Here is a 25,701-nt window from a genome sequence, read left to right on the forward strand (position 1 = left end):
ATCTTTACCGCAATCGTATTTATTAAAATTCAAAAAGATCAAAATGAAACTCATCAGCTATTATAATCCTACGGATGAACAGGATCACCTTGCCATGGTGCATGAAGAAAATTATTATGACCTGCAGGACATGGACTGGCGTTTACCAGGAAACATGCAATTGTTTTTGTATGGTGGTGACGAATCATTTGAAGTAGCGTTAGAATATGATCACCTGCTGAAAGAAGGAAAGTCAATCCGTGCCAGACCCAGGCCATTAGCCGATGCAAAGTTGATGGCACCTGTTCCACAACCTACCTCCTGCCGGGATGGTTACGCTTTTCGTCAACACGTAGCCGCAGCGCGCAGAAACCGAAAAGTGGAAATGATTCCTGAATTTGATGAGTACCCCATTTTTTATTTTACCAATCACAACTCGATACAAGGTCCGGGTGAAATTGTTTGCATGCCGGATCATTTTCAAAAGCTGGATTTTGAACTGGAAGTTGCTATTGTGATCAACAGGAAGGGAAGAAACATCCGCGCTGAAGAAGCCGATAGTTACATTGGCGGTTACATGATTATGAATGACATGAGCGCCAGAATTTTACAGATGGAAGAGATGAAGCTGAATCTCGGACCTGCCAAAGGAAAAGATTTCTCTACCGTAATTGGGCCGTGGCTGGTTACCCCGGAAGAATTGGAATCTTTTAAGGTGCCTTGCAAGGAAGGCCACACCGGTAACAATTATAATCTTGACATGAAGTGCTGGGTCAATAACAAACTCGTTTCCAGCGGTAATATGCGCGATATGGATTGGACCTTCGCGGAAATTATCGAACGCGCATCTTATGGAGTTGACCTGCTGCCGGGTGATGTGATTGGAAGTGGTACTGTAGGAACAGGTTGTTTTCTTGAATTGAATGGCACGGGTAAATTAGAAAATCCTGCTTATGAAGAGCAGTGGTTGCAGGAAGGTGATGTCGTGGAAATGGAGATCACCGGTCTGGGACGTTTATCAAATACAATAGTGAAAGATGAAAGTGATTTTTCAATATTGGCTTTGAAGAAAAACAGTTGATCCTGATTTTTCCCGGAAGGATTTAGGTGCTGAGCAAATCGAAGAATCCATTATTGGATCACCTTTCTAAAAACTCAAAAAACAGTTTTCAGTAGCAGTCGATCTTCCCCGGCATTCTGCATCGGCAGCATCTTCGTTGCTCTCTTTAATGGTGAAGCTGGTTGTTCCAACGCCAGTTGCAATATCGGTACACTGGCAGGTGTATTCCTTTTTGCAGGAACACAAGAAGATGGCAAAACATGAAAGAACAAGTAGTAAACTCTTCATAAGAATTTTATTTCTTGTGAAGATAAAAACATTTGGTGTATTTAACCCATTCAAGTATTCTGGAATTGCTTGTTTTCTTCATGGATTTATCTTCATAAAATGTAATTCTCTCAGAGACCATTTCAGCTTTGCGCTGAAATAAGTATATTTAATTGAAAGTATACTTCATTCATTAAACCCATCTTTAACATGAAAAACTATTTCACAACCCTGTTTTGCATTTTTACATTTGCAATTACAAATAGTTATGCAACAACGCATGCTGTACCGTCACAATTCAGCACCATACAGGCAGCGCTGAATGCCTGTGCTGCAGGCGACACCGTTTGGGTCAGTCCCGGAACTTACTTCGAGCACATTGTTTGGCCGCAGGTAAAAAAAATAAAATTGCTCAGCACCGGCAACAAAGGAAATACAGCTATTGATGGCAGCAAGAGTGGCCGGGTAATAACCATGGACATGCCTGATGATGCCATCATCGATAATAAAACACAAATTAAAGGATTCACCATTCAACATGGACAGTTAGACCTGAGTGCATCGTTGCCGGTTGGAAAAGGAGCAGGTATCTATTGTTTCAATGCAAGTCCTAAGTTTGTAAACTGCAACATCAATAAAAATCATATTGTGCTGGGCGCAGATAATCCTGTGCTGACAGGTTACGGAGCAGGTGTATATGCTGAAAATGCAAGTGCTTTACTTTTTGAAAACTGTCTCTTTAAGTCGAATCGTTCTAAGTTGATCTCCAATATGTATGGCAGTGCCCTCTGTGGTATTTTCTCTGATATAACTTTAAATCATTGTGAGATCACGGGAAATAAAACAAATAGCGGTGAGAATTTACCTACAGGCGTTATCTATTGTGACGGCGGTGGTACTTTGAATGATGAGGCACACCGCGGAATTCATTTTGATCAATGTAAAATCACTTACAACGAAATCCACAATAATTCAGATATTTTTCCGGCAGGTACTATTTGTGCCGTTAATAACAGCAATGTGGTAATTGTTAATACACTCATTACAGACAATATCCATTTTGGTGCATCTGAATTATATGCCAAGGGTAATGTATTGTATCTTAATGCATCCGGTGCTGATCTGTATTTCGTTACCATTGCCAACAATGATGGAATTGTAGATGGCAGAACCGGCAAATGTATTTATGCGGTGAATACGACAGGCTGTACCGTTCAGAATTCCATTCTGTGGAACAACAAGAGCAGCCCGGAAATATTTGTGGAAAGCGGAAGCACCATTGATGTTACTTACTCTGATGTAAAAGGTGGCTATCCCGGAACTGGTAACATTAGTTTAAAGCCCGAATTCGTTACTAACAATTCTGACGACAAGCATTTACTTCCCATATCTCCATGTGCAGGTGCAGGCATTGCATCAGGTTTGGGTTCCAGCATTGATCTGGAAAATAATCCACGTCCCATACCTTCCAATACCAATCCTGATATGGGTTGTTATGAAGTAGATCAGACACTGAAACTTGCCAGCGAAATAAATATGACGGCGCAACTTTCAGTTTATCCAAATCCTTCCGATGGAAATTCCACGCTTCAATACACTGTGCAGCACGCGGGCTTTGTTCAAATTGATTTGTTGAACTTAAATGGCCAGGTATTAAAAACCTTAGTAGCTGCTTTTCAAAATGCAGGAGAGAACCAACTGCAGGTTTCGTTGGTGGAAGAACATGCGGGAATCTATTTTTTGCAAGTGAAAGTAGATGGCTCACAAACAGGCATTTTCAAGTACATTCGCAATTGATCTGAACTGAGCACCAGTCGCATCAAACGCGCTGAAATGTAAAAAGCATTTCGGCGTGTTTTTTTTATTTAAGAAATTATCTGCTGACGTCTCCGAACAATCAGCGGTTCATTTACATGAAAAAGTCATGATCACCTTTTTTGTCATTTAAAAAACGACGATGCATTTTTTGTAGCAGCATTTTTTTTGACAAGCTTAATATATACAGATGAATTATTTTATTAAATTTGATATTCTTTTTTAACTCTTAAATGAGTGCATATGAAAAAGTTTTTTTCTCTTTCAGCATGCTTACTGATCTTCACTGCTGCTTTCTCACAAAATCCATCATTGATTGCTGACATAAATCCGGGAAGCACAAAAAGCTCCTATCCCGACCAGATGGTAAAAATCAGCGATGGTAAATATGTATTCATAGCTGATGATGAAGTTCACGGTAAAGAGCTCTGGGTTACAGATGGTACTCCTTCCGGAACCATGCTGGTTAAGGACATGAACACAGGTTCAAAGGATGGTTATATTTTATTTGCAAAAGATGTCATCGGTGGAAAGGCTTTATTCAGCGCTGATTACCTGGATGAAAACAATCATGCACAAACCGGTTTGTGGGCTACTGATGGCACAACAGACGGCACTGTGTTGCTATCAATTGCAGATCCTGTATTTTATAATAATCCATCGAACTTGCGAACATATGCTGAAATGAATGGTGTACTTTATTTTCCGGCAGAATTATCATCCAACACGCAGCAGCTATGGAGAAGCGATGGTACAGCAGCAGGAACGTGGCAGGTATCATCATTTACAGCCGGAGCCAGTGAATTAAACTGGTTTGCCGTGAACAATGGAAATATTTATTTCCGGGCCTATGAAAATTCTCATGGACGGGAACTTTGGAAAAGCAATGGCACAACTGCAGGAACCATGATTGTGAAGGACCTCAATCCCGGTGGTGACTCTTCTCCTGAATACATAACCGCTTATAATGGAAAGATTTATTTCAGCGCGTACCAGGGAACAGTAACGCGGTTATGGGTAACCGATGGCACTGCTGCAGGAACAGCTTTAGTGCTCGATAATGAAAGTCCTGGCATTACACTTCCGTCATTTCTTTATGTTTCAGGAAGCGATCTTTTTTTCGATGCACTTTCTCCGGGAAAAGGACTTGAGCTCTGGAAAACGGACGGCACCCATTTATCGCTGGTGAAAGATATTTTTCCGGGAGCGGAACCTTCTATGGCTGAAGACTTTACAGGCATAAATGGAACCCTGTTTTTTTCTGCTTATGATGAAAGTGGAATTGCATTGTGGAAATCCGATGGATCTGAAACCGGTACAGTTAAAATCAGTCAGACGTCAGGAGGAGTGGAGTATGCTGATTTCACAAACGTTGATGGTGACCTGTATTATGATTTTTACAATGGTTCCACTGTTGAATTGTGGCGCACCGATGGTTCAGCCTGTCATACCCAAATGCTGGATTTTTTTGAAGGTGGAAGTGATGAAACGAAAATCTTATTAGCTGATAATACAACGTTGTTCCTCAGTCTTACTTCATCTCAATATGGCCAGGAGCTTTGGAAGTATAAAACCTCAACAATCCCTTATCTCGAAATTTGTAATGGCTTTGATGATGATTGTAATGGAATTCCAGATGATAATCCCGTTGCAATAATTGACCCTTCGGGAACAGTGAGTGAATGTAAATCAGTTCCGGTAACACTTTCTACTGAATCCGGTAACACACTTAGCTATCAGTGGATGAAAAACGGGAGTGATATTAATGGTGCAACAGATGCAATTTATATCACCAGCCAGGCCGGTAATTTTCAGGTAAGTGTGAATAGCTTAACAGGATGCCATGCAGCATCTGCAACCACGCACATAAACCGCATTGCGAATCCTGAAGCGGTAATAACGCCATTGGGCAATCCTGATATTTGCCTTGCGGGTTTTGTCGATCTTAAATTGAATGATATTGACGGTGCCTCATATGAATGGTATCGTAACAATGCGCTGCTTTCAGGAGCTACACAATCACTGTATCATGCAACGGCAACAGGATCCTATAAAGCGAATGTGACAAATGCAGCAGGCTGTTCAAAGATTTCAAAGAAGCTGAAGGTTTCATCTTCCTGTAAAACATCGGTTGATAATGCACCTGCAGATTTCTTACAGGTTTATCCGAATCCGGTAAGTGGCATGCTGCAGATAAATCAAAACTTTACGCCGGATGGTGAGCTTCGGATTTACAATATGTTGGGACAACTTGTAATGTTAAAATCTTTTGATTCACCAACCATGCTACTTGATGTTTCGCAATTTTCAAGAGGCATTTATGTAATTCAATTGAAAAATGTAGAAGGAATAAAGCAGGCAAAGTTTGTTAAGGAATAATGCGTTTGCATTATTTCACCTCTTCTATATTCTGTAGCATAGTTTAAATAAATTGTGCTGAAATTACTGAAACGCACAGTTACCATGAAGTTCTATGAACCCCAAATTCTTTAAAAATTAATTCTCTCTTTCAAATAAAAATGACAGCACAAATTAAGCTGCGCTGTCATTTTTATACAATTTTTTATGCAGACAGTTATTGCCTGAATTTAAGTTCCACCCTTCTGTTTGCTGCCCTTCCTGCAGGCGTAGTATTGTCAGCAACGGGTTGTGTTTCACCAAAACCCTGCGAAGTGAGTCGGGCTGCATCAATTCCTTTCTTTATCAATTGATTTTTTACTGCTGCAGCGCGATCTTCCGATAGCTTTTGATTTGCTTCATCTTTTCCGGCATCATCGGTATGTCCGTTAATCTCCATTTTAAGATCAGGATACTTGTTCAAATAATCAATTAACGGAACCAATGAACCAATGGCCTTAGAAGTCAATTGAGCACTTCCGCTTACAAACTGAATATTCGACGCGCTGAATTTTTCTACAGCAGGGCAACCACCGTTTTCAACCACACCTGCAATTGTTGGACATGCGTCATCCGGATCAAGAATGCCATCAGTATCGGAATCCGGTATCGGGCAACCGTTATAAGCAGCTACGCCAGGCACAGTTGGGCACTGGTCTTGTTCATCGTTGAAACTATCTCCATCCGAATCCGGAATGGGACAACCCTTGTATTTTTCAAGTCCTGCCACTGAAGGGCATTCATCATCCGGATCCAATACGCCGTCGCTATCAGAATCAGGTATCGGACAACCTTCATAGGCAACCACACCAGCAACATAAGGACACTTATCGGAGGGATCAATCACTCCATCGCTGTCGGAATCGGCCGGAGGAGGTGGAGGAGGTGGGATATACTTTTCACCTTTGCCAAAAATTCTGACTGAAATAGTTAATTGCACTCCCTGGTTATAATTGCCTTGTGAGCCTGTAAGATTTTTATCCAGTTTGTTAAATCCATGCATGTATCGTGCTTGCAAGGAAATCTCATTTCGTGGGAAAATTTCCACACCTGCAGTTGCGGCATAATCAATGTTGTTGAGATCACCACTATTATCTCCTTCAATTTCATTTCCGATTTTTTGTCTTGCAGTTAATAAATAATCCAGTTGCGGACCCGCAAAGACAGCAAATTTTTCATTGATATCATATTTTAATAAGACTGGTAGCGAAGCGTAATATAAAAGTTGACGACGGTCAAAATCACTGTTGAGATCATTGGTAATCGTTCCTCCCATGATAGAATACATCAATTGAGGTTGCAGAAAAAGTCTGGTGGTAAACGGGTAATTTACAAATGCGCCACCTGTAAACGAAGGGCGACCTTTTGATCCCGAATAATCAGGATAATCTTTCAGTTGAATCCAGGAATAAGTGCCACCGACCAGAAATCCTCCGGAGGGAGTATAGTTTCCCGGTTTTGGTTGCGCCTTTAAAACGGTGGCTGTTATCAATAGCAAAAGACAGGTGTGCTTAAAGAAGTTTTTCATAAAATTATTTTTGGTTGAAGAGATAGATTAAATCTCTTTACAATTTTTACGCTAAAAATTCAAGGATGGCCGGATTCCGTTTTTCTTTTGAGAAAAAGGTGTGTTCCGTAAGCAACTGATTGCTTTCACAAATTCAGTACATTATATGCGCTTTGACTTTTTATTGAACATTAATGTCTGAAATTGAATGCCTGGAAATATCTTTTGCCGCATCGCATGCAATTGTATCACTCACAGCGACCTTGATTATATTTACGGCTGCATAAAAGGTTTTCTGAAATAAGCATGCAATGACTTCTGCTGCAGTTATCCATTATACACTCATTTTTTTGTTGTCTTAAAAAAATTAAGCTCATGTACGAAACTATTCTCTTTGAAATTAAGGATGGCAAAGCAATCATTACGCTCAATCGTCCCGAGGTCTACAACGCTTTCAATGATCAATTGAGAAAAGAGTTACTCGATGCATTGAAGGAGGCTGAAAAAAATGCAGCAGTGCGCGTTGTGATGATCACCGGTGCCGGCAAAGCTTTTTGTTCCGGCCAGGATTTAAAGGAAGTAATGGCAAATCCTAATCGCAATATTTCTGAATCACTGCACAAAGGTTATAATCCCATCATCAAACAAATGCGGAATATGCCGAAACCCATCATCTGCAGATTGAATGGTGTTGCAGCAGGAGCAGGATGTTCGCTGGCGCTGGCCTGCGATCTCATCATTGCTTCGGAAGAGGCTTCACTTTCAGAAATTTTTATCAATATCGGATTGGTGCTCGATTCCGGGTCGGCTTATTTTCTTCCCCGGCTTGTTGGTTCGGCATTGGCATTTGAACTTGCCACAACAGGAAGAAAAATTCCAGCTAAGGAAGCCGCTGCCATTGGGTTGATCAATAAAGCAGTTCCTATGGATCAACTGGATGCTGCACTGGAAGAAGTAACAAATTATTTTGCCAACGCACCTACCAAAGCAATCGGACTGATGAAAAAAATGCTGAACAAATCAATGCAAAATGATTTGGATGGAATGCTTGATTATGAAGCGTATTGCCAGGATATTGCCGCGGCTACTGCGGATAGTAAAGAAGGTATTACCGCTTTTCTGCAAAAGCGTAAACCACAATTTAAAGGAGAATGAAATACACTTTGAGGCTATTATTAAATCTTAATTTGCCTTCCATTCAAATTCCAATAGGTAGATACCCTTCAGCTTCGCTAAAAATTCTCGTACTGCGTGAGCGCACGCTGAGCGGAGTCGAAGCGGCGCGGGATTAAAAACAAGTCTGATGGATCATTTCATTGTAATCAAATTAGAAAAGTTGAAGGCATCGAAAAAAAAATCAGATTTTTTTTCCTGTAGCATTTTATTTTTTGCGTTGCTGTTTTTCATCGCGTCCTGTAATACAACCCATACGCCTGACATTTCAAACATACAGGTTGAATTGAAATTGAATCGTTTTGACAAAGATTTGTTTTCCCTTACTGATTCCGGATACAATGTTCAGATTGATTCACTCTTGAAAAAATACCCAATTCTGTTTCCTTTTTATTTCAGGGAAATAGGAGGGTGGAACATTGCTGCGGATTCCGGTACAGCATGGAAAGACAGCATTTGGAATTATGTACAGTCATCTTATTCACAGGCGTTGTATGATTCCACATTGCTGCGTTTTAATGATCTTTCAGATTTTGAAAAAGAGCTGCAGCAGGCATTTCGGTATTATAAATTCTATTTTCCTCAAGCTCTTATTCCGGAAGTGAATACGCTTATTAATGCACCACCTGCTTTTACGGTCGGCAATGAAGTTCTTTGTATCAGTCTGGATAAATACTTAGGTCCGTCTTCCGCATTTTATTTGTATGAAACTGAACCCATTCCCAACTACTTGCTGCGACGATTCAAACCTGAATTCATGGTTTCCAACTGTATGCATGTGATGGCAACCGCAAATTTTGAATTCAGCATGTCTGGAAAAAAATTGTTGGATGCTATGATCTACAATGGAAAAATTCTTTTTCTCAAACAACAAGTGTTGCCTCTTTCGGCGGACTCTGTTATCAACGGCTTTCAGGCAATTGATTTAGAATGGTGTGTGGACAATGAACCCGAGATCTGGAAATTTTTTATCGAAAAAAAATTGCTGTACAATCCTGATCCGCTTGAATTTTCAAAGTATGTTACAGAAGGACCTTCCACATCCGGCATGCCTCAGGCATCTCCTGGAAATATTGGAAGCTGGGTTGGGTGGAGAATTGTTGAGGCTTACATGAAAAAAAATCCTTCGGTCACGTTACAGCAATTGATGGAGGAACAGGATGCACAGAAAATATTAACCGCTTCAAAATATAAACCCACGAGATGATTTTAGTGCACAATGCTTCTATTGAAACACTTTAGAAAGTCAATCATGCTGCTAACAGAAAACCATTACAGGCGTCGCCGGAACCATTAAACCATTAAACCATTTAATCATTTAACAATTTAACCATTCTCAAATAGTTACCTTCATTTTCCAATTTCTTCTCTTAGTTTTACATTTACCGAAAAAATAATTATCATTTTATGGAGCACGTACCTGTTGTTGACTTGTCAGATTTTCTTTCCGGCACACCGGAAAAGAAAAGGAATTTCGTAAAGGAACTTGGCGATGCATATCACGAAGTTGGATTTGTTACTGTAAAAAATCATGGTATCAGCGATAAGATGATTGAAGAATTGTATCGCGAGGTGAAAGCATTTTTTTCAATGCCTGATGAAATTAAATTTAAGTATGAGAAGCCGGAGTTGGCAGGTCAGCGTGGTTATACATCTTTTGGAAGGGAACATGCGAAAGGAAGCAAGGTTGCTGACCTCAAAGAATTCTTTCAGTTTGGACAGATGGTGACGGATGAAGATCCGATCCGCAAGGAATATCCTGACAATGTTTGGGTTTCAGAATTGCCTGGTTTCAATGAAGTGAACATTAATGCTTACAGAAGTTTTGAAATAGCAGGTGCACATCTGATGCGCGCCATTGCCATCTACCTTGAATTGCCGGAAATTTATTTTGATAAAAAAATTCACAATGGCAACAGTATCCTGCGTGCAATTCATTATCCGCCAATAACCGGCGATCCGAAATCCGCTTTACGTGCTGAACAGCATGAAGACATCAACCTCATCACGTTGCTGGTAGGTGCTTCAGCAGAAGGACTTGAAATTTTTACACGCCAGGATGAATGGATGCCTGTAACAGCAATGCCCGGACAGATTGTAGTGAATGTTGGTGATATGCTGCAACGGCTAACCAACGACCGGTTGAAGTCAACCACGCATCGTGTTGTAAATCCACCCAGGGAATTATTTGGCACCTCCCGTTATTCCATTCCGTTTTTTCTGCACCCGCGTTCTGAAATGCGTTTGGACTGCCTCGGTTCCTGTATCTCGCTCGAAAATTCGCGCAAGTACGATCCTATTTCCGCCGGCGAATACCTTGATGAACGATTGATTGAAATTGGTTTGAAAAAAAGCAAATGATCAGCATATGAGGCCCAGGGCCCTGATCTATCTTAAAGACATATTCCTGGTTGCGATCACTTCTTTTGGTGGTCCGCAAGGTCATTTGGCGGTGATGAATAATATTTTAGTGGATAAACGCCGCTATTTTACGCATGATGAATTGCTCGAAGTAAATGCGCTTTGCCAGATGTTGCCCGGCCCGGCTTCCACGCAAACAATAATTGTTCTTACACAGAAGAAATGGAATGTGCTGATGGCGATCCTGGCTTTATTGGTGTGGATTCTTCCGGCTTCCCTATTAATGTCGTTGCTCGTTGCGGTGTTTTCAACTTTTGAAACACGCAATATGCCAACTGATTTTCTGATGTTCATTCAACCGATGGCTATTGGCGTAATTGCTCATTCCGGATTTAAAATGGGCCTGAATGTAATTGGTAACAGAACAGGTTTTTCTATCATGCTCCTTGCTATTGCCGCGGCGCTTTCCATCACCACGCCATGGACCTTTCCACTTGTTTTACTTGGAGCAGCTATAGTAACCAACATCACGCATAAAGAGAAAGAAGGAGATGTTTATCCGTTTTTATTTCAACAGCAATCACCTCTGACAAGTGATTTAGAAATGGTAAAATGGAAGCATGCTTATCGTGGTGTAGCGATTTTTTTTGCTGTATTTATTTTGGCAGGTACACTTGCCCTTGTCACTAAAGGAAAGCCGTTTGTGCTGTTTGAAAATTTCTTCCGGTTTGGCGCACTCACATTTGGTGGTGGAAGTGTGCTGGTGCCCATGATGTTTGAGCAATTTGTAAAGCACCATCATTATATTTCTGCAACAGATTTTCTTTCAGGACTTGCAATCAACCAGGCGTTGCCCGGGCCTTCCTTCGCGTTAGCTGCATTTACAGGAGGTATGGCGTTGAAAGGCATGGGAGCCACCTCGCAATTTGCCGGTTGTGTAATTGGTATTGTTGCCATCTTTTTACCGGGTACATTGATTGCATTTATTGTTTATCCTTTCTGGCAATATGCAAAGAGCTTTGTGTTCGTAAGGAAATCGCTGATAGGTATAAATGCCGCATCGGTGGGCCTGGTCTTAGCCGCGGCCGTAATTCTATATTCCAATCTTCAGTTTCTATGGATTAACATGGCTGTGGTCGTGCTTACTTTTTTACTCCTTGAATTTACTAAAATCAAAGCACCTTTACTGGTGTTGCTTGCACTGCTGGCCGGCATTGTTTATTCCAAAATTTGAGCGCAAAATTCTGTAGATATATACTAAGTTTACTGTTAAATACATTCCTGCAATAAAAGAGGTCATTATTGTCAAGCATGAATTGAATTATTGTCGGAAAGAAGTATTGGAAATTGACTTTGCCACCAACCATTTAAAAAACTTCAACACATGAAAAGAAATTTTTACTCCATCGTAGGCTTTTTAATGAATTGCCTCCTGCTCACCATCGCAAAACCTTCGGTGGCGCAGTATTGTACCCCGTCATACCTTAATCTGTGTTCTGCATCAAATGATTTTATTAATAACATCACCTTCAACAGTCTTTCGAACAATGGCACAGGATGCAATGGCAATGTAGATAATTACATAAATTATCAGCCATCAGGAACATTAACCACTTCAGTTGAATCCGGCGCTACTTATAGTATTAGTTTGCAATCGGGCAATCAATGGCCACAGGGTTTTGGTGTCTGGATTGATTTAAACAATGATTTTGATTTTGATGATGCAGATGAATTTTTGTATGCATCTCCAACTGCCAGCATTAACCAGTTTATTGGAAGTATTACGATTCCATCCGATCCCGGATATATTGGTGAAAGACGTATGCGTGTTCGTTGTGAATACAACACTACTCTTCTTGCCTCGGAAGCCTGTACAACATTTAGTTATGGTGAAACAGAGGATTATACTATTTCAATTGGAGCGGCAACCACCAGCATGAGCTATGTGTCCAGCATTATTACGCAAACAAATTTTGATGCTCTGGCTCTTGGTCAGACAGATGCAGAAATAGCAGGCATTCAGGTAGTAACCATCGGCGGATTAAACCCCATTGACCTTACCTCCTTCACTATTAACGCAAATGGTTCTACCAATTTTGCCAATGATGTGGCTGCTGTAAAAATTTACTATACAGGAACAAATCCTGTCTTTAATACTGATCAGTTATATGCTATAACAACCGACCTTTCATCACCGGTGATTGTGAATGCAACTCTTTCTTCCGGTGTAAATTATTTCTGGGTGGCTTATGATATTTCCCCTGATGCAGTCGCGGGTGATTTACTGGATGCAGAATGTACACAGATCCTGATGACTGGTTCAACAGGTGCACAGGTTCCTTCTGTTATTGCACCTGCCGGTTTCAGGGAAGTGAATTATTGCTTTCCAACCTATGTCAATTTGTGTAGTTCTGATGATTATATTGATAATGTAACGCTCAACACACTTAGCAACCTGATGTCAGGTTGTAATGGTAATCTGAACAACTACATTTATTATCCGCCGGCAGGAAACCTGACTACTTCTCTGGAATTGGGAAGTAATTACACGATTGCATTGCAAGCCGGACAAGAATTTAACCAGGGTTTCGGTGTATGGATTGATTTTAACAACGATCTTGATTTTGCTGATGCGGATGAGTTTGTTTATTCATCGCCAGATGCAGGCATAGAGTTATTCCTTGGCAACATCAGCATTCCTAATAACTCAGCTTATCTCGGTGATCATCGCATGCGAATTCGTTGTTCTTATAATACGGTGCTGTTTGCCGGTGACTATTGCGACAATCAGAATTATGGAGAGACGGAAGATTATACCATCACCCTCACGCCATCTACTACCATGACATTTCTGTCAGCAACTACAAGCCAAAACAATAATAATGACGTTCTTACCGGTGTAGTTGACCAGGAAATTATCGGCGTTCAGGTAGTTACTTCGGGTAGTATCAGCCCATTTGATATCACATCACTAACCATCAATTCAAACGGAAGCACCAACTTTGGAAATGATGTGTCAAATGTAAAAGTGTATTACACAGGTCCTGATCCGGGATTTTCTACCGCAACTTTATTCGGTTCATCAAACAACCTTTCAAATCCGGTTACAGGGAACATCACACTTATTTCAGGCTTTAATCATTTTTGGGTTACTTATGATATCACTACCGGAGCCACCATTGGTGATTACCTGGATGCGGAATGCACACAAGTAGTATTGACCGGAGCCGGAGGAACACACGTGCCTGCTCCAACTGCACCTGTGGGAAACCGGCAGGTTGGTTATTGCACAGCATCCAGCATTTATGGCTGCGGCTTTTACTATATTAATGGCGTTACGTTGAACACCTTGTCTAATTTAAATACCAGTTGCAATGGTGCATCAGATGGATATATCAAATACCCTGCAACAGGAAACCTTACAACAACAGTTGAGACAGGAAGTACGTACCTGCTGACGCTTGAAGCACCTGAGTTTGCACCGGAAGGTTTTGGTGTCTGGATTGATTATAATAACGATGGTGATTTTGAAGATGCAGATGAGTTTGTCTATACTTCACCGTTTTATGCAACAGGAATTCAGAGTGCAGAGATTACGATTCCCGATAACACAGCATATCTGGGTGAACGAAGAATGCGTGTGCGTGAAAAGGATTACAATACAGTGGTTGCTTCAGAATACTGTACTCAATTTTATTTTGGTGAAACTGAAGATTATACAATCACTATTTCAGTTCCCACGAATATGGTTTATCAGTCAAGCACTACTTTTCAAAATAATCTGAATGACGTACTGATAGGTGAAACGGATGCCGAAATAATGGGCATCCAGGTGGTAGTGCAGGGAACGATCAATCCGATTGATGTCTTTTCTTTTAGCCTTGCATCAACCGGGTCTACCAATTTTTCTGCAGACGTTAACAATGTGAAAGTCTATGCTACCGGTTCAAGTCCGGTTTTTTCTGCAACAAATTTGTTTGGCACTGCGACAGATCTTTCTTCGCCGATTTCCGGAGCGCTGACACTTAACACCGGCATTAACTATTTCTGGGTTACCTACGATATTTCCACTGATGCCACGCTTGGTAATTATGTGGATGTAACCTGTAGCCAAATACAGTTTACCGGAAGCGCCGGAACGCAGATTCCTACTGTAACTTCTCCAACCGGAAGCCGTCAGGTTGGATATTGTACAGCGTCAAATACTTCTGGTTGCTTTGGTTATTTTATTGATGGCGTAACACTTAATACTTTGTCCAACCTTCTTACCGATTGTAATGGCAGTGATAATGGCTACATAAAATATCCACCAAGTGGAAACACCACCACATCCCTGGAGATTGGCAGTAGTTATGCAATCAGTCTTGACGGACCATTATCGTTGTACAACCCTGTTGGCTTTGGTGTTTGGATAGATTTAAATAACGATGGTGATTTTGCCGATGCGGATGAATTTGTATTTGGCTCTACTGATTATGTGACTGGAACGCAAACTGGTAACATCAATATTCCCGCTAATACAGCTTACCTCGGTGAACGTAGAATGCGTATTCGTTCAGAAGCTTATGCAGTGATGGGCAGTACAGAATCCTGTACAACATTTTCTAACGGGGAAACAGAAGATTATATCATTACAATCGTGCCCGCTTCTTCTATGTCGTTCAGTTCAGTTACGGCTTTTCAAAATAATTTGTCTCCTGTTCAATTGGGAGAACCTGATGCAGAGATCGTAGGCGTAAATATTATTACAATCGGAAGTCTCAATCCGTATGCACTTACTTCAATTACTTTTAATGCGAATGGAACTACAGATTTTGCAAATGATGTATCAGGCATCAACGTGTATTATTCAGGTAGTAATCCTGATTTTTCCACAGCTACTTTGTTTGGGTCTGCTGCAAATCTTTCTTCCCCAATCACAGGTTCTGTTTTATTAAGCGGAGGTGCAAACTATTTCTGGCTCGCTTACGACATTTCTGCAACAGCTACCTTGGGTAATTTTTTAGATGCAGCGTGTCTATCCATCACTTTGAGTGGCTCGGGAGGCACACACGTTCCGCTTGTAACAGCACCTGATGGTAACAGGGAAATCAACTATTGCATCGGCACTTATGTCAACCTCTGTACCTCAAATGATTTCATTGACAATTTTACATTCAATACACTTTCTAATCTTGCCACAGGATGCAATGGTAACGTTGATAATTATATTAATTATGTTCCTGCCGGAGAGTTAACTACCACGGTATTGGTAGGTGGAACTTATGATCTTACTGTGCAATCGGGTCAGCAATGGCCCCAGGGTTTTGGTGTCTGGATTGATTATAATAATGATGGATCTTTTGGCGGTACCGATGAATTCGTATATGCCTCACCGGGTTTTGCAATCACTGTCTTCTCCGGCACTGTTTTAATTCCAAATAATCCCTCGTATGTAGGACAACACCGAATGAGGGTGCGATGTTTTTATAACAGCACCGTAACAGCGGCTGAATATTGTAGTGAATTTACCTATGGAGAAATTGAGGACTATACTATTACAATTGATCCTCAACTGCCATGTACCGGGACGCCTGAACCTGGAACCGCAACAATTTCACCTGTGGAGTTTTGTACAGGAGGTACTGTTGCAACACTTACTTTGTCAAATTATCCGCTGGCATCTGATATTGTGATTCAGTGGGAAGAGTCTTCTAATGGATCGTCGTGGAATATTATTTCCGGTGCTGACAGTTATATTTATCTGACATCACCATTGTTTGCAACTACTTATTATCGTGCAAAGCTAACCTGCACCAATAGCGGAGGATTTAGCAATTCAAATACTGTAATTATCAGTTTGGTCTCTGCTCCAACTGCACCTACAGCAACAGATGTGCAACATTGCGGACCAGGAGCAGTGGTGTTAACTGCAAACGGGGGAGGAGGTGATCTTAATTGGTATGATCAGATGACAGGAGGGAACTTCCTTGGATCAGGTTCACCTTTTACCACTCCATACATTACGACTACTACCACTTATTATGTGGAAGAATTTATTGGAGCAGACTCAACAGGTTGTTCAAGTCTGCGAACTCCTGTTAAAGCCATCATTTACCATGCTGATATTGCCGCCAACGTTAGTGCAAATACGATTTGTGCCGGGCAAACGGTGAACCTCAATGCGCAGAATAATGGTGATGGAAACTTCAATTATCAATGGACGCCGCTATTACCGGGCATGATACCATCCAATGGACAGGCCGCATCAGTTACGGTTCCACCGGCAACAAATACAACTTTTACTGTAACGGCCAGTGAAACGAGTGGCCAGTGCGATACCGCAATATCGGTTAGCGTAAGTGTAAATCCCTTACCTGTTGTTCAATTGTCAGGCTTGAATAATTCTTATGAAGTTGTTGCACCTGCTGTAACACTTGTTGGTACACCTGCAGGTGGAATATTTAATGGTGCCGGCGTTAGCGGAAATACTTTCAGTCCGGCATCTGCAGGAGTAGGAGGGCCATATGTGATCACTTATTCATATACTGATCTGAATGGATGCATTGGTGTGGATACAGAACATGTTACCGTCACTTTCCCGATAGGAATTAATGAACCGCTTTCTGCTCCAAGGTTCAGCATTTATCCAAACCCTGGTGATGGAATTTTTATACTCGATATGTATGCATCCGTAAGCATCAATCACATCAATTGTAAAGTGACGAATGTTGTTGGACAAGTATTGTATGATCAATCAATGAATCTGAATTCAAAGAACTTCACTCAATCATTTGACTTTTCGCGGTGGCCAAAAGGAACGTATTATATGGAGTTGACTGGAGATGGGCAGGTTACCAGGAAGAAGTTGGTGATTCAGTAATATTTTGATTTGATTTATAAAGGGCAACAATTTTTTGTTGCCCTTTTTTTATCAAACCAGTGGGATTGAATTTTGCAGCACTATAGAAATATTCATCTTGCGTTAAGTCTGATAAATGAATCAGACACTATCAAACATCAATTTATAGCACTTTAGATTTAACATGTATTTTTCTTGCAAATTTGGAAGCAATCGTGTAGGTTTACTGAAAAGAAACTGATACCGGAAAACTGTTACCACTTATTTTTTTATTCAGGTGCTTATAGGTAATTAGTTGACTGTTAATTTGCTTCTTCAAGTCCATTTTTTAACGAAAATTTAAACTGTACAATGAAAGCACATCTCTACAAACTCCTATTGCCTTTTTCGCTCCTTATCCTTCTAGCGGAAACTAATATTGCGGTTGCTCAATATTGCACAAGCAATTTATACACCTACGGATGTACTTACGGTGACTATATCGATAATGTGGCCTTCGGGTCCCTTAATCAAACTGCAACTGGCTGTACAAGCGGCAATGCAGGATACAGTGACTTCACCGCACTTTCAACCGATCTTGAACAAGGTTCAAGTTATACGCTGACTGTTTCTACAGGTACAGGTGGTCAATATGTTTCGATGTGGATTGATCTTGATAATGATCAAAATTTTGAAATATCTGAAAAACTGGTGTCCTACCTCTATTGCCCGACATCATTCACAAATTACACCGCAACTTTTCTTATTCCCGCATTCGCAACTCCGGGTGATCACCGCATGAGGATAAGAAGTGTCACTTATGGATATCCTCCGCTTGATCCCTGCCTGCAATATTATTATGGTGAAACACATGATTACACAGCGCACATCACACCTCCTGTAAACATGAGTTTTTTATCAAGCACCACCACTCAGAATAATACGACCACTACTTCTACTGGCAGCAATGATGTAGAACTGATAGGTGTTCAGGTGGTAACTTCAGGAAGTCTTAATCCGTTAAGCGCAACTTCAATCACGCTCAATTCTACAGGCACCACCAATTTTGCTTCCGATGTTACGAATGTGAAAGTTTATTACACCGGCAACAGTTCTGTTTTTGCAACTACCACTCTGTTTGGGTCATCCACCAACCTCGCGCTTCCGGTTACGGGTAATCAGACATTGGCTTTGGGTACAAACTACTTTTGGGTGACTTATGATGTTGCCCCCACTGCTACCATTGGAAATTACTTGGATGCTCAATGCACCCAAATTAATGTCACAGGTGCTGGCAACCAGGTGCCAACTGTTACAAATCCTTATGGCACCAGGCAAATCAACTATTGTTTACCAAATAATACCAACGGATGTAATTTTGCATACATAGATGATGTGGTGCTGAACAGCCTGTCTAACTTAGACAGTTATTGCAACGGCAGCACGGATGGATATATTTATTACGCTCCCAGCGGCAGTTTCACCACCAACCTTGAACTTGGAAGTACCTATTCGTTGACATTGGAAGGACCTCCAAGCGAACCGGTCGGCTTTGGTGTCTGGATTGACTTTAATAACGATGCTGATTTTTCAGATGCCGGTGAATTTGTTTTTTCGACGCCCACGTATAATTACGGCGCTGTAAATGGTACCATAAGCATTCCAGCTACTGCCACTTTGGGCCAGCACCGCATAAGGATCAGAGCTAAGGATTACGGAACAGTTGCTTCGTTTGAATCGTGTGAGACATTTTATTATGGAGAAGCAGAAGATTATACGATTACACTCATCAGTGCAACGCCAATGGTTTTTGTTTCAGCAACCACCACTCAGAATAACATTGATCCCCTTGAACCCGGTGATCTTACTACTGAAATAATAGGTGTGAAGGTGATTACTCAAGGAAGTCTTACACCATTTAATCTGACTTCTTTATCCATCAACGCCAACGGTTCCACTGATTTCGCAGGAGATGTTACCAATGCAAAAATTTATTATACAGGTTCTAATCCTAACTTTTCAGCTACCGGTCTTTTTGGTACTTCCACTACATTACCGGCTGTTTTTTCCGGTAATCAATTGTTAAATTCCGGTAGCAATTATTTTTGGGTGAGTTATGATATCAGCAGCACAGCAAACATAGGAGATTATGTGGATGCAGAGTGCACTCAGTTGGTGATGTCAGGAGCAGGCGGAACGAAGGTGCCGGATGTTACGGCGCCTGCCGGAAACAGGTTGGTGAATTATTGCACCCCTTCAACTTATTATGGTTGCGGCTATGCTTACATTGACGATGTTATTTTTAACACACTTTCGAATACGAATACGGGATGCAATGCAAATCCAGGTTCTTATATTAATTATGATCCTTCAGGTAACCTTACCACCAGTCTTGAAATCGGATCGGTTACCACTATCAGCCTGGGAGGTTACGACTATGACTATATTGGATTTGGTGTGTGGATAGACTATAATAACGATGGTGATTTTGACGACAACGGTGAATTTGCATTTGGATCGCCATTCTATACAACAGGTCCTCAAACGGGGTTGATTACCATCCCTAATAATGCCGCTTACATCGGTGATCATCGTATGAGAATCCGGTCTCAGGCATTCGGAACATTCACATCGGGTCAGGCCTGCGGCTTAATATTTAATAACGGAGAATCAGAAGATTACACCATTACATTATCTACACCCGGGCCAATGGCATTCCTTTCTGCTACTACAACTCAGGAAAATGTCGACAATGTTTCACTTGGTCAACCCGATGTGGAGATTATGGCTGTGCAGGTTTCTGTGTCAGGCAGTCTCTCACCGTTTGCCGTTAACTCACTCACCATAAATTCAAATGGCAGCTCCGACTTTTCCGGAGATGTTACAAATGTGAAAGTGTATTATTCAGGCACCAGTCCGTCTTTTTCAACAGCAACGTTATTTGGTTCATCTGCCAATTTAAGTGGCCCTATTACAGGCAGTCAGGCATTGTCAACAGGTACCAATTATTTCTGGGTGGCTTATGATCTTTCAGCGTCGGGTTCAATGGGTGATTTTATTGATGCTGAATGCACGCAAATAGGAATGACGGGTGCAGGTGGAATACAGACTCCGCTTATAACAGCGCCTTCAGGATACAGGGTGATCGACTACTGTTCCCCATCTTCTACCTATGGTTGCTACTATGGCTATATTGATGGTGTAACATTCAACACGCTCTCTAATGTTTTAACGGGATGTAATGGTAATACCGGAAGCTATATTTTTTATCCGCCAACCGGAAGTGCTACCACATCGCTCGCCCTTGGTGAAGCATATGATATTCAACTGGATGGAGGTCCATATTATGAGGGCGTTGGATTTGGTGTCTGGATAGACTTTAACAATGACGGTGATTTTGAGGATAACGGAGAATTCGTATTTAGTTCTCCTTATGTTACTTATGGTAGTCAGACAGGTACGATCACGATGCCGAGTGACCCTGCTTTTGTTGGAGAACGTCGTATGCGTGTAAGGTCAAATGATTATAATCTGTTGTATTCATCCCAATCGTGCGGCAGTGTGTATGCAGGTGAATCAGAAGATTATACCATCACACTTACTCCGGCGGTTACAAATATGAGTTATGTTTCAAGCACAACAACGCAAAATAATATCTCCACCGTCCTTCCCGGTACACCTGACGCAGAAATTCTCGGGATTCAGATTGTTACCTCCGGCGCGTTGAATTCATTTGCCGCCACTTCTTTTACAGTTAATTCAACCGGAACTTCCAATTTTGGCAACGATGTTTCCAACGTAAAAATTTATTACACCGGCAATTCCTCCGTATTTTCTACCGGAACTTTGTTTGGATCTGCCACCTCCTTGTCATCACCTATCACAGGTAACCAGGTTTTAAGTGCGGGCACCAATTATTTCTGGGTGGCTTACGATGTTTCTTCCGCTGCAAGTCTTGGTAACTTTATCGATGCGCAATGCACTCAAATTGTGATGGACGGCGCTGGTGGCACACAAACTCCATATCTTGCCGCTCCTACAGGAAGCCGCGAAATAAACCTTTGCGTTCCGACCTATACTTACCTGTGTTCATCAGGTGACTATATTGATAATTTTACCTTAAACACATTGTCAAATCTTTATTCCGGATGCAATGGGAATATTAATAACTACATCTATTATGATCCCGGAACATTCACTACAACTCTTCAGGGAGGAGCAACGTACGACTTAACCATTCAGTCCGGCCAAACTTACGGTCAGGGATTTGGTATCTGGATAGATTATAACAATAATGCTTTTTTCGGTGATCCGGGCGAATTTGTCTATGCTTCTCCGTCTTCCGGAATACAATTGTTTACCGGTGCTATTACCTTGCCGGTTGATCCGGCATTTTATGGCGACCGGCGAATGAGAGTGCGTTGCGTTTACGCTTCCACACTTACTGCTGCTGATTATTGTAATAGCAACTTCAGTTATGGAGAAGTTGAAGATTATCAGATCAACATTATTGCCCCACCAACTTGCACAAGTACTCCTGTTGCCGGAGTTTCTGTTGCAGAGCCTTCTATTTTATGTGGGACCGGAGGAACCTCCGAATTAACGCTGAGTGGTTTTAGTGCTGCTGCAGATATTACTTTTCAATGGCAGCAATCACCTGACGGAGCCGGTTGGTCAGATATCCCCGGCGCCACCAATGCGTATTATAGCGCAAGCGTATCATCATCTACATTTTATCGTACAACAGTTACCTGTACCAATTCCGGACAATCTGCCAGCTCAACTTCTGCAGAAGTAGAAGTTGGAGGTAGCGAACAGATCACTGCATCCACCGGTAGCACAATTTGCGGTCAGGGAAATGCTGCTTTGCAAGCTTCCGGTAATTCAGATTATGTGTTATGGTATGCAAATGAAACCGGAGGCGCTCCTTTATATTCGAGCTCAAGTCCTTCCACTTACACATCGTTTGTTACAGCTCCTACTACTTATTATGCTGCTGCTGCATCCGGCACATTGAATACTGGTACTGTTGGTCCACCTGACTATAATATCGGATCTACCAATCAATATTACTCATATGCATTTGATTACTTCGATGTGTATAAAAATTGCACCTTGAACGGAGTGTATGTCTATCCGGCAACTGCAGGGAATGTAATTATCCAATGGACCGATCAAAACTATAACCTGATTCAGAGTGCAACCTATCCCGTAAGTTCGGCACAGGTAAATCAAAAAACTTTTATTCCACTGGATTTTGAATTGTATCCCGGTACTAATTTTCATTTGGCATGGAGTTTTGGAAGTGTTAACCTTTACAGTAATGATTATGGTGCTGTTTATCCTTACCAGATTCCTGATGTAGTTTCCATTACCGGAAGCTCCTATGGCGGTACATTTTACTTTTATTTCTACGACTGGCAAATAGATTACAGCACATTGTGCGAATCTCCCAGAATACCGGTAACGGCCAACGTAACACCTTCACCTGAAATTACGGTTACTCCTAATCCCGGAAGTTCAACCATTTGTAATGGCTCAGGGCTATCTGTAGGTCTGGTTGCAGCAGGTCCTTACACTTCGTTTATCTGGTCTCCTGCGGATGGATTAAGTACTACTTCCGGTACTGCTGTTTCTGCAAATCCTGGAGTTTCAACAAGCTATACTGTAACTGCTTCAAATGCCACTTGTACAAATGCTGATACAATTGTTGTAAGCGTGGTGAATCCACCTTCGATTACAGTTACGGCCAGCCCGGATGCTGTTTGCGCAGGAGGCGTGGCGGATCTGCTCGTATCATCCCCGCCAGACGAATATGTAGTTTCTCCCATAACCTTCGCTCCATTGCCAACGACAACAGGTATCACTGTTTCTCTTGCAGATGAATCTGTGAGTGGTGCTTTACCTATTGGATTTGACTTCACGTTTTATGGCACCAGCTATTCTGAATTCTATATTTCAGCCAACGGCTTTATAACCTTTGATCCGTTTACAGGTGCAGGCTGTTGCGCCGGTCAGTTTTTACCTAATTACAATTTTGTTAAGAACCTGATCGCGTTTGCATGGGAAGATCTGAATCCGTCTCTCGGCGGAAGTGTTACCTATTATACTACAGGTGTGGCTCCTTCAAGGAAACTCGTTATGACCTTCGATAACATTCAACACTATCTTGGCGGTGATGCTATTACTTCACAGGTAATTCTATATGAGACCTCCAACAAAATTGAAGTGCATACTACTTCAATGCCCGGTAACCCCAATACCACCTGGAATCCGCATACGGAAGGAATTGAAAGTCCGGATGGTACCATTGCTGTAACCGTTCCCGGAAGAAATGCAGATCCAACCTGGACAGCTACCAATGATGCCTGGAAATTCAGCCTTCCTGAATTAACATATAGTTGGTCGCCGGCGTCTTCGCTGAATAATCCTGCCATCGTAAATCCTGAAGCGAGTCCTTCGTCCACTACAACTTACACGGTCACTGTTACTGATGTCGCGTCGTTGTGCGTCAGCTCCGGAAATGCTACAGTTAACGTGCTTACCACTCCTGTAGCAGGAACAATTACAGCCATACAGGATGAGTTTTGTCAAAGTGGTCAGGCAGAACTGACACTTAACGATTATTCGCCTGGTGCCTCACTTAAATGGCAGCAGTCAACTAACAGTGGCGGACCTTACACGAATATACCTGGTGCTACTACCAATGAATATTCCACGCCATTACTCAACACTACAACTTATTATGTCGTGAAAGTTACTTGCCAGAATTCTGTAACCTCTCCCGAGGAGCCTGTTGTTATTAATTTCCCTCCGGTAAGTCCGGTTGGAATTGAAGGCGGGCATTGTGGTCCGGGGTCAGTTGTGTTAGGCGCAACAGGAACGGGCTCAGGTAGTCTCAACTGGTATTATTCTGAAACCGGAAATTTATTTTTGGGAAGCGGTTCTCCTTTCAACACTCCTATCATAAATAATACAACCACTTTTTGGGTGGAAGAGGGTTTACCCGCGCCTGCTCCTTTGGCAACTCCTTATACGGGTTTCTATTCCAATACCGGTTCTATGTTCGATATCACAGCAACCAACGAAGTGTTTATAACAGGGTTTGACGCGCACCTGCAATACGGTACAGCAGACTTTGAAATTTATTATAAGGAAGGATCTTATGTTGGTTTTGAAACGAATGGATCGGCATGGACCCTTGCAGGAACGGCTACCGGAGTTCCTGCTGCAGGTTATGGTGTGCCTACCCTCATACCTTCAAACTTCAGCATTCACATGGATCCCGGAGCAACCTATGCATTTTATATCGCCACCACCAATTATAGTTACATCTATTACGACATTGGAACAGGCGTTGGAAATGAGGTCGCTTCGGATGGAAATATCCAGATTAAGGAGGGAGCATCTAACTACTATCCTTTTGGATATCCGAGTTATCCTTATAAATGGAATGGGACCGTTCATTATGTTGCCCCTGGCTGTGCCAGTGATCGTGTGCCGGTTGTTGCAACTATTTATTCTCCACAAGTAGTGGCTACAGCATCAGATTATGATATCTGTGAAGGGGAGACGATTGAACTGAATGCAGAAAGTTCTACTACCGGAAATTTTAATTTTGAATGGTCACCTGCAATATCGGGAATGGAACCGCAAAACGGAATGTCGCAAACGGTAGTTGTTGTACCACCGGCCTCCATGACATTTACAGTTACAGTAAATGATCCTACCGCTGATTGTGATACAGTGGTAGCGGTAAATATAATTGTACATCCCACCCCCGGTGTATTAATTGCCAATCTCGAAGCTGAGTATTCCATTAGTGATCCTGATGTTTTAATGGAAGGTATTCCTGCAGGTGGTATATTTTCCGGACCAGGTGTTACGGGAAATACATTTAGTCCTTCGACTGTCGGCTTAGGTACATATACGATAACATACACTTATACCGATGACCATGGTTGTACTGGTGTTGTTACTCAGAATGTCCACGTTGTGCTTATATCAGGCATTGCCGGCGTGCAAGATCAGAATGAATTGATGTTGTATCCGAATCCGGGTAACGGAGTATTTACGTTGGATATTCGTTTGAGTGATCCCGCAGAGGAGGTAACCATCAGGGTATTTAATATGGTGGGTCAACCGGTTTATGAGAACAGCTTTGGAAGTGCTGCGGATGAATTGAAGAAGTCATTTGATTTCAGCGAGTGGGCTGCCGGTTCTTATTATGTGCAGGTTGCAATAGATGGAAAAACAACCTACCGGAAATTGACCATTCAGAAATAACTTTTTTTAAAATAAGAACGGGCAATGATTTATTAA

The 25,701-nt window shown here is 41.7% G+C and carries 11 protein-coding genes; 9 read left to right on the plus strand and 2 right to left on the minus strand.

All coding sequences use genetic code 11. The annotated features are described in order from the left end of the window. The first annotated feature begins 43 nt into the window (after positions 1-43). The gene (locus IPO83_04575; protein MBK9730556.1) at positions 44-1,060 is read left to right on the plus strand and encodes a fumarylacetoacetate hydrolase family protein; all 1,017 of its coding nucleotides are present in this window, start codon (positions 44-46) and stop codon (positions 1,058-1,060) included. Positions 1,061-1,126: 66 nt separating this feature from the next. Here IPO83_04575 and IPO83_04580 read toward each other — a convergent pair whose 3' ends face one another. After that, positions 1,127-1,327: a hypothetical protein gene (locus IPO83_04580; protein MBK9730557.1), complete on the minus strand. Its 201-nt coding sequence runs from the start codon at positions 1,325-1,327 to the stop codon at positions 1,127-1,129. 189 nt (positions 1,328-1,516) lie between these two features. Here IPO83_04580 and IPO83_04585 point away from each other — a divergent pair, with 189 nt between their 5' ends. Then, positions 1,517-3,103 (plus strand): T9SS type A sorting domain-containing protein, encoded by a 1,587-nt coding sequence (locus IPO83_04585; GenBank protein ID MBK9730558.1) that lies wholly within the window; start codon positions 1,517-1,519, stop codon positions 3,101-3,103. 261 nt (positions 3,104-3,364) lie between these two features. Beyond that, positions 3,365-5,500 (plus strand): T9SS type A sorting domain-containing protein, encoded by a 2,136-nt coding sequence (locus IPO83_04590; protein ID MBK9730559.1) that lies wholly within the window; start codon positions 3,365-3,367, stop codon positions 5,498-5,500. 196 nt (positions 5,501-5,696) lie between these two features. Here the strand turns inward: IPO83_04590 and IPO83_04595 are convergent, their stop codons facing one another. Beyond that, positions 5,697-7,046: an OmpA family protein gene (locus tag IPO83_04595; GenBank protein MBK9730560.1), complete on the minus strand. Its 1,350-nt coding sequence runs from the start codon at positions 7,044-7,046 to the stop codon at positions 5,697-5,699. A gap of 354 nt (positions 7,047-7,400) precedes the next feature. Here IPO83_04595 and IPO83_04600 point away from each other — a divergent pair, with 354 nt between their 5' ends. From IPO83_04600 to IPO83_04625, 6 genes are all read left to right on the plus strand, one after another. After that, positions 7,401-8,180 (plus strand): enoyl-CoA hydratase/isomerase family protein, encoded by a 780-nt coding sequence (locus IPO83_04600; protein ID MBK9730561.1) that lies wholly within the window; start codon positions 7,401-7,403, stop codon positions 8,178-8,180. A 148-nt stretch (positions 8,181-8,328) separates the two neighbouring features. Beyond that, the gene (locus IPO83_04605; GenBank protein ID MBK9730562.1) at positions 8,329-9,405 is read left to right on the plus strand and encodes a hypothetical protein; all 1,077 of its coding nucleotides are present in this window, start codon (positions 8,329-8,331) and stop codon (positions 9,403-9,405) included. Positions 9,406-9,605: 200 nt separating this feature from the next. Continuing rightward, positions 9,606-10,559 carry an isopenicillin N synthase family oxygenase gene (locus IPO83_04610; GenBank protein MBK9730563.1) on the plus strand — a complete coding sequence of 318 codons (954 nt, stop codon included), beginning with the start codon at positions 9,606-9,608 and terminating at the stop codon, positions 10,557-10,559. Positions 10,560-10,566: 7 nt separating this feature from the next. After that, positions 10,567-11,793, plus strand: coding sequence for a chromate efflux transporter (chrA, locus tag IPO83_04615; GenBank protein MBK9730564.1), 1,227 nt, complete (start codon positions 10,567-10,569; stop codon positions 11,791-11,793). Between the two features lie 150 nt (positions 11,794-11,943). After that, complete coding sequence (locus IPO83_04620; GenBank protein ID MBK9730565.1) at positions 11,944-17,421, plus strand: T9SS type A sorting domain-containing protein; 5,478 nt, start codon at positions 11,944-11,946, stop codon at positions 17,419-17,421. 330 nt (positions 17,422-17,751) lie between these two features. Further along, a complete protein-coding gene (locus IPO83_04625) occupies positions 17,752-25,665 on the plus strand; it encodes a T9SS type A sorting domain-containing protein (protein MBK9730566.1) in 7,914 nt (2,637 codons plus the stop codon). Positions 25,666-25,701 lie beyond the last annotated feature (36 nt).

The sequence above is a fragment of the Chitinophagaceae bacterium genome (assembly GCA_016717285.1).
In the GTDB taxonomy this organism is placed as follows: Bacteria; Bacteroidota; Bacteroidia; order Chitinophagales; family UBA10324; genus JACCZZ01.